This is a genomic window from Endozoicomonas numazuensis (genome assembly GCF_000722635.1).
Lineage (GTDB): Bacteria > Pseudomonadota > Gammaproteobacteria > Pseudomonadales > Endozoicomonadaceae > Endozoicomonas_A > Endozoicomonas_A numazuensis.
Genome location: NZ_JOKH01000005.1, coordinates 136,719 through 150,003, shown reverse-complemented (window position 1 = coordinate 150,003; position 13,285 = coordinate 136,719). Strand labels below are relative to the sequence as shown.

The window sequence follows — 13,285 nt, the reverse complement described above, 5'->3', positions numbered from 1 at the left end:
TTTCCTTACAAAATCGGGAGAGACTTAATGCACACTTCTGATTCACTACCGAAAGTCAGTTCAGCGGGTAACCAAAGAATTGCTTATTTTCTCTAAGAATTCTTGTGAATAACGCTTCATTCAACGCGTTATCCGTCCCATCGTTATGATCGACAAAAGTGGCTCCCAGTAATCCACCACTTCTGGGCATAAAATAGATGTCGGCTTTATCCACAGGACTGACTCGCTTGGGAGCACCCGGCGGTTGGTAGCGGGTATAAATAATGTAGTCGAGCTTTTTCAGAGGTTGATGAGCGAGCTCCAGCAACAAGCCCAGGTTCGGGTAGACCTTTTCGTCATGATTCAGCTTCGCTGCTCCAAGTCCTGAGCAGTTAAAAACGACATAGGTTTTAATGTCCTCCAGACTCCCGACTGTTTCATGGATAACCGGTATATTCCTGGCTTTGAGCTCTCGATCAAAAGCCTTCATCAAAACCTTGGTATCCATAAAATAAGTCTGATATTTTCGCATCGGGTAACTCACACCAGTCGAAAACTTTACCACCCCGTTCTCAGGCTTGGGCAATAGACCCGCCTCAGCATAGGGTTCAATACCGGTATAGGTTTCCAGCGGGCCCTCTTCCCCTTCTTTACCCAGGCCACTGTATACATCAATAAGATGAACACCTTCATTAATAATGGGGTGAGTCCCTTTTTCAACCATCTGATACCCCTTCAATGTATCGATGGCCAGTTTCTCGGCCTGCTTTTTCTCCGACTCATTTTCTGTGGCCAATGACACCATGGCCAGATAGCCTGTCGAATTCAAAGAGGCAATGCTGTCGTCTTGCTCGGCAATAATGCGAATGTTCTGAAAGCCTGTATGATAGAGCGATAAGGCCACCGCCTTCCCCATACAGCCGGCGCCAATAATAGTAATGGGCACAAGCTCATTGAATTTATGCTCTTTGGCTTTTTCCTCAAACAATGCAACGGCCTTGTTTACACTGCCCCAAAGCAGTGTCCAGCCACTGCCTCCATGCCCATAAAGATGGACTCTTACCTGCTCACCCACACTCTCAGCACTGATGTTAGGCAAACCTTTCCTCATAGGACGCAGACAGGCGACCTTACGATCAATATCACCTGTCGTTGTGACATGTCCTTGAGCATCAAAATGAGTATCACCCAGCTCAACAGCCTGTAGCTGCTCGTAAAACGAGGCTGAATGACTCGCCTGAGAAGAAAAAAGGGTCATTGCCAATACCATACAGTGCCAGTGCTTCATGAAGTGGCCTCTCGGTTGGAAGAGCAATGAGCATAGACCTCATGATCAGCCCGTCAATTCAGCAGGTCGCCTGTGTTGTAGGCTGATACTGATCGACTACTTTACAGGGAGGTGCAAATAATACCCATCGCATTTTCTAACTACCGTAATGAGCATGGCAAGCTGGACATGAGACCAAGACGGAATGACGAGTAATAGCCAGGCTATTGTGTGTTGGCGCCTGGTGCTCAGGATATGGCACCGGCTAACCAATAAGTAGAATCTTCTTTCTCCTGGGAAAAGAAACCAGACACCGTCTCTGCCACACGACTCACCTGGGATGATTGCATGCCCGGAAAAATAGGCAAGGACAGACAGTGCTGAGCCACCTGCTCAGCCACAAAAAGGTCTTGTCTCATTGGCAGACCTTTAAATACCGGCTGTAAATGCAATGGCATAGGGTAATAAATCGCTGAAGAAATACCCTCACGGCTCAGACATTCTTTGAGTTGATCCCTTTGATCGGTCAACAAAGTAAACTGGTGATAGACATGCTCCTGCCCTGCGGGCAACAAAATATCCATACCCTGCAAACAGGATCGATAATATTCCGCTACCTTTTTACGTTCTTCGTTATAGCGTGAAATGTGTTTTAGCTTAACCCTCAGCAACGCTGCCTGCATTTCATCCAACCGGCTGTTATACCCGACACATTCATGCTGATATTGAATTCTACTGCCGTGATTTCTCAGCACCCTCAGCTGCTCAGCCATAGACTCTGTTTTTGCTGTGACCAAACCTCCGTCACCAAATCCCCCCAGATTTTTACTGGGAAAAAAACTGAAACAACCTAAATCTCCTACTGTTCCTGTCATTTTATCGTTCACAGATGCACCAAAAGACTGAGCACAATCTTCTATCAACAATAAAGAACGTTCTTCGCAGAGCAGCTGTATTTCCTGAATACGAGCGGGTAAACCAAACAGATGAACGACCAGAACCGCTCGAGTTCTTTCACTAATAGCTTCCTGAATCAGCACCGGATTGACATTAAACGTCTCCGGCTCTATATCCACAAATACAGGGGTAGCGCCTACCCGGACAATGGCTTCTGCCGTGGCAAAAAAGGTGAAAGGTGTTGTAATCACTTCATCGCCCGGACCCAGTCCAGCCGCTGACAAGGCAAGGATCAGGGCATCAGTACCATTAGCACAACTGACGGCTTTGCTTGCCTGAAGGAATTCACCAACTTCCCGCTCAAAAGCAGCGACTTCCTCTCCCATCAAATAGCGCCCGGAATCCAAGACACGAGTAGCAGCCTGTTTGAGTTCTTTCTGAATAAGCCCGTGCCAGGCCAGAGTATCTACCATTGGGATCATTGGCTCCGAACTCACTGAACCTCTCCTTCAATGATGCTGGAAATCCGGGTGGCTAACTCCAGCGCACGGTGCCCGTCCTCGCCGCTGACTCTGGGCACTCTTGAATGACGAACACAATGAAGAAAATCTTCTATTTCCCTGCGCAGTGAATCACTGTCTTTATAGCTCAGCTCATCACATTCAATATTGGGAATGCCCGGGAACATCTCTCCTGCGCCCTTGTAAAAGTGCGACATATTCAGAGACTGAAAGTCGATACAGATGCATGATTTCTCCTGAAAGATATGCATCTTGCGCTTGGATTTCTGGCTGATTCGGCTAGCGGTAATGTTCGCCACACAGCCTCCGCTAAACGTCAGTCTGGCCTGAGCAATATCCACTGAATCAGAAAGTACGGCTGTCCCGTTGGCCACCACATCCACCAGTGGTTTGTTCACCAGACTCAGAATGATGTCCAGGTCATGAATCATAAGGTCCATAACCACATTGATATCCATAGAGCGTGGCTTGAACCCTGCCAAACGGTGAGACTCTATAAAGCGAGGTTCATTCAACAACGGGCCCACACCGGTAAGGGCTTCGTTAAAACGCTCAAGGCACCCTACTTGCAGAACCAGCTCCCGGGCTCTGGCTATCTGGACCAGTTCATGGGCTTCATCCAGATTGGATGTCATAGGCTTTTCAACCAGCACATGCACACCCGCTTTAAGAAAATCTCTGGACACCTGATGATGAAGAATCGTAGGAACGGCAATACTCACTGCATCAACCTTACCGACAAGCTGTTGATAGTCAGCAAAAAATTGTGTGTCACACTCACGGGCAACAACACGACCGCTGTCTTCATTAATATCAGATACCCCTACCAGTTGGCACTCCGGTAGCATGGCGTATTTATGGGCGTGAAATTTCCCCAGATATCCCGTTCCGACTACTGCGGTTCTGAGCATTGAAGGTTCCATAAGGTTTTAATACGCGCCTTATCTGAATGCTGACGCTCAGCAATTCGAATTCGTTCCGGCTTATAAGATAGACCTTATTTCAAACACTATCCGAACCGTCATGCAGAAAGAAAAAACAATGGGGCGTTTTAGCGTCTCAGCGAGTTTAATTGCGTAGGAGTTGTTCGCGCTTTTCTTTTGAGGTGATAAACATAAGGCGTAAAACGGTTACCCAGAAAGTGTTTCAATGCCTCGTCATTGCCTATTGTCCGGACTTGAGAATCATTGTGCAGCAGCCACCCCCGGGACGTCTTCTCAATGTAAACATAATGACCGCCGTACCAGCCTCCCTGATGACAACTGATACCCACCACATCCATATTCATGGTCTGGGTGCGATTTTTTTTAGTAGAAAAAGGAACGTCCACTCCTTCCAGACAACTCTCGAAAAAGGCTTTTCCTTCATCAGCCAGCTTTCTGCTGCCTCCGGCACCATGTTTGAAAATCTTGGGCATCATCATCACGGTTTCCAGAGATCGTCCGGATGCCTCATACACGGGTTCAAAGGTTGTTTTAACCCAGGGAGGAAGAATCACTTTTTTGGGGAGACCGTTCTCGTCCAGTTTCTGACTGCGCTCAAAATAACCGGTCTCAGCATTGAACACCATTGCCTGAACCTCTGCTGCAAAGTCTGGGTCGTACCCTCTGTTCACTTCAACTTTGAAAGTCTCCAGCTTTTCTATCATCGTCCGAGCATGCTGCTTCTGGTAAGCCAGAATATTTTCTTTTTTCAGTCCGACATCTTTTTCATCACCGGGCTCCCAGAAATAATTGCGTTCTTCTGGCTGCAGCTTCAAGCAATCCCTGAAATGAGTATTCCCCCCCTCCTGCACTTCAGCAAAGATGACATTGTCCCGATTTTTGCCAACCACCCCTTCATAGCGTTTATCATTCAGTGTCAGCACTTTTCGGACCTGGCTGCTATAGGACAGCCTGGGGTTGGTCATAGGGTTGAGAATCTTATTAACAACCTGAGTAAACTCGTGGGCATCTTCCTGGGTAGCCCCGGAGAACAGGGGGCTGATCAGTCGATCCTGCTGACACCGGCTCAGCTGCTGGATAAATAACCGATTGATCTCATTCACTTCATGATCCGGAACAAAACCCGCTCGACATAATTTGATCGATCGCAGCAGCGTGATCAGGGAAGTATAAAGCTCCTGTCTCTGCCTCAACACACCGGCACTGTCGCCCTTTTCTTCTATTGCAACAGGGCGGACTCTGCTATCCATTACTTCCAGGTCGGCCATGGAAAACTGATGAGAAAGCAGTTTAATCATAGAGTTGTAGTAACACTTGTTCCCCAGATTCTGTAAGCCCGGCGATTGTTCCGGGGCTTCCAGTTCCGCCCGGTAACTGTCTTTGGATAATTGCCGCATTCTTGCAGTTTGTGGAAGCTCCGGGAGCCTGGGCTGAACACCCGACGCTCTGAAGGCTGTCACCAATGCCATAAATGCGATGCCATTATTTGTTTTTTCCAAAAATTCACGGGCAAGACCCGTGCGAACAGAAGGAAAACGTTTGAGTGTTTCGAGAAAATGCTGGAAAGAAAAGTTCAGTTCTTCGACAGACACTTTTCCATGCCTGGCCAGATGCGATCGAATCAATAACTGATCCAGACTTTGCTGAACCGCTTGGTGGGCATTAATGGGAAAAGCTCGCGAGCTTCTGATTCTGGCCTCGCACTGACTCAATTGAGGCTCCACTGCAAGGTTCTCTATAGCCCGGTAGAGTGAGTCTCCAAAAAGCTTTCTCAGCGGCTTTCGAATTTTTGTTTCCGGATCAGAGCTTGCTACTTTTGTAATCTGACTCAGCTTTTCCATATCACTGGCCAGAAGCTCAGAAAAATAGAGTCCTCTAAGCCGATTACGAGTAGTTCGGTCAGGAATTTTCTGGATCAATGCAGCGGGAGTATTATTCAAATCAAAAAATCGAGAGACACACTTTTGGTCCAGTGTCCTGAAGGGTGCAGTGACCAGTTCTCCCCCCAAAGCAACAGATTTGATACGCACCATGCCAGCAGCTGCCATTCTCAGGGAGGCCAGACGTTCATCCTTACACTGTTCAACCACCCGAAGATGAATCAGTTTGACCACATTTTTTCGGCCAACACCTGAACCAAACCAGTTTACCGGACTGACAATTCTCAGCAGCCAGATCAACCAGCCGGATTTGCGTGTTTTGAATTGTCTATCAGACACTCCAGACAGCTCAGCTCCTGTCTGCAACGCTGACCAGGTATCCTTACCCAGCAGTTCATCAGGTTTCATGGGTTGTCCTGAGCGCTATCTCCACTGTTTTTTTATGATTGATGACTGACTCATCCGCTGAGTCAATCGATATCAAGAACGGGCAACGTCCGGGTCAATGTTATTTCATCTGTCGAGATTTCAGCGCCCAACGCCAGTATTTCAACCCCTGCCATGGCAGCTTCTTTTATCGCCTGACCGTATTTTGGATCAATCTCATGAGCCGGAGCTACACGCTCAATACCTGTGTGTTGAACACAAAAAAGTAATACGGCTCTGTGCCCTGATTCAACCATAGCGATGAGCTCCCTGAGGTGTTTGGTCCCTCTTGTGGTCACAGAATCCGGGAATAGTCCCAACCCATCACCTATAGCCAGTGTGACACTTTTCACTTCAACATAACAATCTGGTAAACCTTGTTGCTGCAACAAAAAGTCGATTCGGCTTTTTTCTTCGCCGTACGGAACCTCTCTTCGAACCTCATCGTATTCAGCCAGCTCAGAAATTTTTTTCAGAACCAATGCTTCTTCTACCAGCTTGTTTGCTCTGCCCGTATTCAATCCAGCCAGAGTATTTTTTTCCTCTGACCCAAAGGTGACAGGAATTTCGGCCAACTCCCAGGTGCAGGGATACTTGCGTTTGGGATTTTCAGAATCAAGAAACCAGACTTTTTTGCCAGGATAGAGACAATTTTTCATTGAACCCGTATTGGGGCAGTGCAACGTGATGGTGCTGCCATCCTCCAGCTCTACATCAGCCAAAAACCTTTTATAGCGCCGTATCAGGCGGGCTGGCTGAAGATCTTTTTCAAAATTCATACTAATATTTCATTAAATCAAACGTTGATATTCTAAAATTGCATTCTATGATAGCCACTTGACGGTTTCCTCGAACAGTATTTTGTGATTACTATGTGAGGAGTGGGTGATCACTTGTCGACAGCGACAGAAGCAATTTTTTATGGCGCATTGCCATAGCTTTTGGTAGTTTCACCGCTTCTGTGAGGAAGGCAAGAGGCATAGGGGCCAGATTACGTGATGATACTGGCAACCCGTAGTGTTGACCTCAGCTTTCAGGGAAGCCGGATATTTCCGGCATTCGGATGGAAAGCCTGGTAAGCAGTATGTCGGGCTATTTAATGAGAAGGTGATGAGGCTGTAATCATGTCAGCACAGAAAAAAGCCGATCAAGGTAACTTACTTCGTTCTTTCACTCCGTATGTGGAGAAAGAAGGCGAAGAGTACATGAATGAAAAGCAGGTCGAACATTTCATCAACATCCTCAAGCAGTGGAAGCAGGAGCTGATGGAAGAAGTGGATCGTACCGTAAACCATATGCAGGATGAAGCAGCTAACTTCCCCGACCCGGCAGATCGTGCCAGTCAGGAAGAAGAGTTCAGTCTGGAACTGCGCACCCGAGACCGTGAGCGCAAGTTGATCAGAAAGATCGATAAAACGCTGACTCGTATCGAAGAAGAAGATTACGGATTCTGCGATTCCTGTGGAGTTGAAATTGGCGTCCGTCGTCTGGAAGCACGCCCAACAGCTACACTTTGCATCGATTGCAAAACTCTGGCTGAAATCAAGGAGAAGCAGCTGGGTCAGTAATCCCATGCATCGCTGCCTTCTTACCAGAGCCACGCATTATTATTCGCGGCTCTGCTGTTTTTATATAAATGAAAAGTTATCGCCGGACAATCGACGATAACCTTTTCATCTGTTTATGGCTTTATGACCATAGAAACTCCCACCGCAAAAGAAAAGCCGGCATACACTGGACGCTTTGCGCCCTCCCCTTCCGGCCTTCTGCACTTTGGCTCATTAGTGGCGGCTTTAGCCAGCTATCTTGACGCCCGCTCCCAAAATGGAACCTGGCTGGTTCGCATGGAAGACATTGATCCCCCCAGAGAGCAACCTGGAGCGGCGGATCAAATTCTGAAGTCGCTGGAAGCGTATGGTTTGCACTGGGATGGTCAGGTGCTTTATCAAAGCCAGCGTACCGACGCTTATCGACACATCATCAATGACTTGCAAACCCGGGGCTACGTCTATCCATGCACCTGTACCCGAAGAGAACTGCAGGGATACGGGGGCCTGTATCCGGGAATCTGTCGGAATAAATCTGATAACACCACAACTCCTCACTCTTTGAGAGTGAAATGTTCGCAAGACATCATCGAATTCCAGGATTTAATCCAGGGCGCTATACACTATGCTCTGCCAGACCTTGGTGACTTTATCATTCAGCGCAAGGACGGTCTGTTTGCCTACCAGCTCGCTGTTTGCGCAGACGATGCTGACCAGGGCATCACCCATATCGTCAGGGGCTATGACCTTTTGAATGCAACGCCCTGGCAGATTTATCTTTTGTCATTGCTCGATACAGCCATACCTGTTTATGCACATTTTCCCGTCATTACGCTTGAAAATGGCGATAAACTGAGCAAACAGAATCATGCTGCCGAAATTCCTCTTGATCAGCCTGAACAACAGTTAATCAAGGCCTTGCAGGCTTTAGGACAAAAGCCGGATACCGCTCTGGAAGGCAGCAGTGTTGCTGAAATTCTGGAATGGGGGACTGAGCACTGGCAAATAGACAATGTCGCAAATCAGCCTTCTGTGTCATTACTCTCCCTAAGAAAATAGTCTGCTGTTAATCTTTGCGGGTTAACCTCCTTGCCAGGTTCAGTTTCCCCTCCTACTTTTAAAAACTCATTTCCTGACCAAGCTGTAAGTGGATGATGTTGCCCAGAGTTCGATGTGTGCTGTTTTTCTTGCTTTGGATCGTGGCCCCGGTCTTATCCGCTGCCCCAATCCCCTGGCTGTCTCTGACAGTAGCCGACAGCCGGGAATCCATGCTGAGGCTGGCAGAACAGGAAAACGTTGATTAGGCAAACGAACTCAGCCGTATTATTGTTCTTGAACAAAATGATGCCATAGAACTGGCCATCCAGAGTTATGAACAACTCATTGCCAGCCAATCCACTGACGTTGCATCGCTTAACAAACTAGTACCACTGTACTGGCGATTAATGGAAAAGCATGAGGCCTTTGAACAACGAGCCGGTTTTTTCCTCAGCCTGAGCGATACAGCCGAAACCGGTCATGTCTATCAAACCCTGTATTGGCTGGATCAGTTACTGACGTTTCATGCCGGGCATCTGCTTAAAGGATCTGATAGAACCGTTGGACAAACCGTAAGCGGTGTTCAACAACAGTATGAACAGCTACTGGCCTCTATTGGGGATATCCCAGTCGTCCTGAAACACTGGATCGCATCGTTGCTTTATTTCCACATGCCAGAAGGTGGTCTGGCTACCGCTGACCATTATCTGCTGCGAGAAAAACAGAGCCTTCAGCCTACTGAGAGCCTTCAGCCTACTGAGAGCCTTCAGCCTACTGAGAGTCTTCAGCCTACTGAGAGCCTTCAGACTTTAGAAGACGATGAACAGGTTTTTCTGGCTGACCTGCTCACGGTTTATAGAAAAATACTCTTTGAACGGTATGATCAAGAACTGCCCGAATCACTGCCGTCTGGTAGCTGGCTACTGCCCGGCGCCAGCGCCGACATGACCACGCAAGACATAATAGACAGGCAAAACTGGGCTTACCAACGCTTCCAGGGCAAAGCGGCCAGCACCATCAGCTCTACCTGGCAAGCGCTGGCAGTCACCATTAATTGTTTTTACAAAGCTCGCAGTAACCCCCAAATGTTCCGGTTTCGCCTCTGCCTGGTCCCTTTTGAGGCCGCCCGACAGAATATAGTCATCCTGTACGACCTGCTCTATGTGGGCGAAAATGCCAAGCGTCGCGCGCCCTGGCGAGACATGTGGGAGTGGAATGCAGGCAGTGACGAATACCAGCTGCTGACGGCTGAATTTAATGAAGTAGCGGGCTTTAAAGAACAAGTGGTAGGCTCCCTGCAACAGGATTTCTTAGACCAATTGAACCAGGTAGAAAGCATAACGGACCCTGAAGTTCGGGAATCAAACAAGCTGAACCTATTCCAGAGCCACCTGACCGACTTTGCCAGCGAGCAAACCGTCCAGAATGCCGTCCAGCATTCTGCTCAGAGACTCAACCAGATACAGACCGTCAAAACACAAAACAATCAGTCACAACAAGCCTTCGAACGCTTCAAGACACAACAGCAAACATTCACTGCCCGGATTGAACAAGCCCCCAATGATGAAGTTTTGATCTCTCAATATCTGTCGTTGATTGACGGTCAGGATGCCCGCACCGGCCTCACCGAACAGAGCAGACTGAACCTGAGAGTCACAGTAGTTCATTGGCTCGAGAAGGCACAACACAATAACCGGTTAGACAGGCTGTACAAAACCTATACCCAGCAGAAAGAAGCCATTCTCCGCCGTTTTCATGACAACCCCATAACGGCCCTTGAAGACCTGCTTACCCTGGTTAACAGCGAGGCCGGAGAGTCCCTGGCGGCAGAAAGCCGAACAGCCCAGAGAAACTATTTTCTTTCAGAATTAAATGAACTCAGAGCAGAGAAACAAGCAAAGCAGGAAAGGCGCGACAAGGAAGGGCACTATAAAAAGAGACTGGACGAACTGAATCAACAAGAACAACTGACCGGCAACACAGAGGCCTGGTTTACGGGGTTTATTGATCTGCTCAATAGCGATGTCGCCAGTATCTATCGAGCAGACTGGAGAGCAGAAAAGATTCGGGAATCCCGGTCAGTATTGGCAGAAATTGAAGAACAAAAACAGAAAGTAGCCGCTGCAAACGCCCACCTTGAAGACCTGGAACAGCAAATAGCGGAACAAGACGCAGCAGAAACACGACAACGAGAAGAAAACAAACAAAAGCCCCCGATGTCACAATCGTCCATCCATGCTCCTGCAAAAACAGTCCCTCTGACACCATCAGCTAACCTTGACGAGTTTGATATTGACGATGACTGGGATGACGAGGGCTGGGAGGTGCACCCACTCGCAGCAAATAAGCCTGAACCTGACGCTCACCTTCTCTTCACTGCCCTGGAAACTCTGGGCCGGGGCGAAGACCCACTGACCCAGGGCATTGAACAAACCACGGACAATCTGGTCAGAATTTCCTACCAGCACTTTCCAGAAGGCACGGAACAGGTTCTCAATGCACTAAACCATATCAACAGTGGTATTGATGCCGTCGTAGAGTTTATCGACGACAGCACCGCAAACCGGGTCAGTGCTAGCTGGCAACAACTGGATGAAACAACTCAGGCTCGTATACTGAGAGCTGGGAAGGTGCTGTCGGTGCTGGTGCCGGTTGCCAGGGTTAAGGCTTTGGCTGAGCTGACTAGAGCGCCGTCACCTGCCCTGAAGAAAGATGGTTGGCATCCGGATAGTGTGGAGGCTCGGCATAAGGAGTGGAAGGAACATTATGGTGGACGTGAGGATCATGAATATCAGGGTATCAGTGGTTATATTCGTCCTCCAGAGTCATTGAAAGCCTTTCCGGATACCTTTCGCGTAGAGAAGAAAACAGCAGCTCAAGGCGGAGGTGCATAAAGAACTCGTTGGGAGGATAACAAAGGGAATATCTATGAGTGGGACAGTCGTCATGGAACAGTAGAGAAATATAACAAGCGCGGGAGACTTCTCGGTGAGTTTGACCCGGAAACAGGTCGTCCGCTCAAACCAGCAGACAATACTAGATTCGTGGAGCCTTGAATAGTTATGGGATTTAGAGTGGAGTGCTTCAGCAAAAAAACAAGAAGATTGGTTGATGAAACATATCTAAGAGGAGTACCGTTATCCAAACTTCAAGCACTATTTGGTGAGCCTGCCTTTCATCCGATGTGCGATAGTTACCCAATCAAAGATGAGGAAAAGGCTGCATTCTTTAATCGCTTTTTTGGTATTGAGTTCAATTTTTCCGAATTCAATTATTATCTTTCGAACTTTGCAGATCCAGAATAATAGTTTGAATGAAAAATCCTTTTTCCGTTTACTGGCCAGATGGATCAGGCCTTGCAACTCCTCCAAGGTTTGTGACAACCATACCAATGCGGTAAATGGAAGCAATATGTTAAAAGTGCCTGACGAAATTGAATTACTAAATTTCTTTGGATGTGAGCCAATAACATATAAAGGACACACACCTAAGAACAACTGACCGGCAACACCGAGGTCTAGTTAACGGGGTTTATTGAGCTGCTCAATAGCGATGTCGCCAGTATCTATCGAGCAGACTGGCGTGCAGGAAAGATTCGGGAATCCCGGGCAGCACTGGCAGAGATCGAACAGGCAAAGCAGAAATTGGCCGCTGCGACAGCTCGCGTTGAACAGCTGGAACAGCAAATAGCGGAACGAGACGCAGCAGAAACACGACAACGTGAAGAAAACAAACAAAANAATCTGGTCAGAATTTCCTACCAGCACTTTCCAGAAGGCACGGAACAGGTTCTCAATGCACTAAACCATATCAACAGTGGTATTGATGCCGTCGTAGAGTTTATCGACGACAGCACCGAAAACCGGGTCAGTGCTAGCTGGCAACAACTGGACGAAACAACTCAGGCTCGTATACTGGGAGCTGGGAAGGTGCTGTCGGTATTGGTGCCGGTTGCCAGGGTTAAGGGGCTTAAAGAGCTTACAGCCTGCCAGCATTTTGGAAGGAACGGTGCTTTCCGACAAGCAAAGAGAGATGCAGAAATACCCGTTTCTCAAAGGCCGTTTTCAACAAGAAAGGTTGAAATGACTGATATGAATGGTCATGTTGTTAAAGATGCTGGAGGCAAAATCATTATGACTCTGGAGTATTATTTTAAAAATACAAATGGTAAAACAGTTGTTATCCAAGACCACTCAGCGGGACACGTATTTAATCAGGGTGGTATCGGAGATCAAGGGGCACACTTTAACGTGCGACCTGTTGAGAATACACGGACAGGTCAAGTCCCCGGAACAAAAAGTCATTATCCATACAAGGAGTGAGAGGATATGTGGAATCAGCTACTTCTTAACCCCGAGTTTATAGATAGCATTTACGACATCACACCTAAGCTCAATAAAGTCAGAGTTCATTCTATTGAGCTTTCTCAAGATGGCCCAGTTCTGAAAATCAGATTTGACCTCGATACTCTTCCATCAAGCCCACCAAAAAAGTGGAGGCAAGAATATAACAAAATCCAATTAACTCTTACTCTTATTGAAATTTCAAACCTTTCTTTGAAAGAATGGAGAAGGGATAACATACTAGCCCTCCACTTTCAGAAAAAAAACAATGGCCGCATAGAGTTTTCCGCTACAGGGGATAGTTGCAACGTGAGTTGCATATGTAGTTTTTTGAGACTTGACCATATATCCCCTTATTTAAACTAATTGGCTCTTTTGATTCGCAACTCTCTGTAGTAGAGAGATGGTTGAGAGAGGTTGTTATGGCGCCCTATTCTAAATAC

11 protein-coding genes and 1 pseudogene are annotated in these 13,285 nt (G+C 47.5%); 7 read left to right on the top strand and 5 right to left on the bottom strand.

Annotated features, from left to right (window positions below; genetic code table 11):
- Positions 1–55: 55 nt before the first annotated feature.
- From GZ78_RS19620 to sfsA, 5 genes are all read right to left on the bottom strand, one after another.
- Entirely contained in the window at positions 56–1,267 is a 1,212-nt protein-coding gene (locus GZ78_RS19620) for an FAD-dependent oxidoreductase (RefSeq protein ID WP_081869949.1), read from the bottom strand.
- Positions 1,268–1,494: 227 nt separating this feature from the next.
- Positions 1,495–2,640 (bottom strand): DegT/DnrJ/EryC1/StrS family aminotransferase, encoded by a 1,146-nt coding sequence (locus GZ78_RS19615; RefSeq protein WP_236631624.1) that lies wholly within the window; start codon positions 2,638–2,640, stop codon positions 1,495–1,497.
- Complete coding sequence (locus GZ78_RS19610) at positions 2,637–3,575, bottom strand: Gfo/Idh/MocA family protein (protein ID WP_201772765.1); 939 nt, start codon at positions 3,573–3,575, stop codon at positions 2,637–2,639. Before GZ78_RS19610 ends, GZ78_RS19615 begins: the two co-directional genes overlap by 4 nt.
- 140 nt (positions 3,576–3,715) lie before the next feature.
- A complete protein-coding gene (locus GZ78_RS19605) occupies positions 3,716–5,896 on the bottom strand; it encodes a hypothetical protein (protein ID WP_034839941.1) in 2,181 nt (726 codons plus the stop codon).
- A gap of 62 nt (positions 5,897–5,958) precedes the next feature.
- On the bottom strand, positions 5,959–6,693 hold the full coding sequence (sfsA, locus tag GZ78_RS19600) for a DNA/RNA nuclease SfsA (RefSeq protein WP_034839938.1): 735 nt from the start codon (positions 6,691–6,693) through the stop codon (positions 5,959–5,961).
- Between the two features lie 345 nt (positions 6,694–7,038).
- On the opposite strand from sfsA, the gene dksA reads away from it, so the two are divergent.
- The 7 genes and pseudogenes from dksA (at position 7,039) to GZ78_RS31050 (ending at position 13,208) form a co-directional block, all read left to right on the top strand.
- Complete coding sequence (dksA, locus tag GZ78_RS19595; protein ID WP_034839935.1) at positions 7,039–7,482, top strand: RNA polymerase-binding protein DksA; 444 nt, start codon at positions 7,039–7,041, stop codon at positions 7,480–7,482.
- A gap of 123 nt (positions 7,483–7,605) precedes the next feature.
- Positions 7,606–8,520 carry a tRNA glutamyl-Q(34) synthetase GluQRS gene (gluQRS, locus tag GZ78_RS19590; protein ID WP_034839933.1) on the top strand — a complete coding sequence of 305 codons (915 nt, stop codon included), beginning with the start codon at positions 7,606–7,608 and terminating at the stop codon, positions 8,518–8,520.
- 386 nt (positions 8,521–8,906) lie between these two features.
- A complete protein-coding gene (locus tag GZ78_RS30060; RefSeq protein WP_034839931.1) occupies positions 8,907–11,393 on the top strand; it encodes a coiled-coil domain-containing protein in 2,487 nt (828 codons plus the stop codon).
- Between the two features lie 12 nt (positions 11,394–11,405).
- Positions 11,406–11,555 (top strand): annotated as a pseudogene (locus GZ78_RS31055) (colicin E3/pyocin S6 family cytotoxin); the annotation flags it as partial.
- Between the two features lie 6 nt (positions 11,556–11,561).
- Positions 11,562–11,804, top strand: coding sequence for a DUF7683 domain-containing protein (locus tag GZ78_RS29075; RefSeq protein WP_152558842.1), 243 nt, complete (start codon positions 11,562–11,564; stop codon positions 11,802–11,804).
- Positions 11,805–12,581: 777 nt separating this feature from the next.
- Positions 12,582–12,821, top strand: a complete 240-nt coding sequence (locus GZ78_RS31130; protein ID WP_081869969.1) for an HNH/endonuclease VII fold putative polymorphic toxin — start codon at positions 12,582–12,584, stop codon at positions 12,819–12,821.
- Between the two features lie 6 nt (positions 12,822–12,827).
- Positions 12,828–13,208, top strand: a complete 381-nt coding sequence (locus GZ78_RS31050; RefSeq protein ID WP_034839926.1) for an Imm50 family immunity protein — start codon at positions 12,828–12,830, stop codon at positions 13,206–13,208.
- Positions 13,209–13,285: the final 77 nt, after the last annotated feature.

Bases quoted from the DNA above. Each gene is read 5' to 3' on its own strand.
- GZ78_RS19620 (WP_081869949.1), bottom strand. From the start codon at position 1,267: ATGAAGCACTGGCACTGTATGGTATTGGCAATGACCCTTTTTTCTTCT.
- GZ78_RS19610 (WP_201772765.1), bottom strand. From the start codon at position 3,575: ATGCTCAGAACCGCAGTAGTCGGAACGGGATATCTGGGGAAATTTCAC.
- GZ78_RS19605 (WP_034839941.1), bottom strand. From the start codon at position 5,896: ATGAAACCTGATGAACTGCTGGGTAAGGATACCTGGTCAGCGTTGCAG.
- sfsA (WP_034839938.1), bottom strand. From the start codon at position 6,693: ATGAATTTTGAAAAAGATCTTCAGCCAGCCCGCCTGATACGGCGCTAT.
- dksA (WP_034839935.1), top strand. From the start codon at position 7,039: ATGTCAGCACAGAAAAAAGCCGATCAAGGTAACTTACTTCGTTCTTTC.
- gluQRS (WP_034839933.1), top strand. From the start codon at position 7,606: ATGACCATAGAAACTCCCACCGCAAAAGAAAAGCCGGCATACACTGGA.
- GZ78_RS30060 (WP_034839931.1), top strand. From the start codon at position 8,907: ATGGAAAAGCATGAGGCCTTTGAACAACGAGCCGGTTTTTTCCTCAGC.
- GZ78_RS29075 (WP_152558842.1), top strand. From the start codon at position 11,562: ATGGGATTTAGAGTGGAGTGCTTCAGCAAAAAAACAAGAAGATTGGTT.
- GZ78_RS31130 (WP_081869969.1), top strand. From the start codon at position 12,582: ATGACTGATATGAATGGTCATGTTGTTAAAGATGCTGGAGGCAAAATC.
- GZ78_RS31050 (WP_034839926.1), top strand. From the start codon at position 12,828: ATGTGGAATCAGCTACTTCTTAACCCCGAGTTTATAGATAGCATTTAC.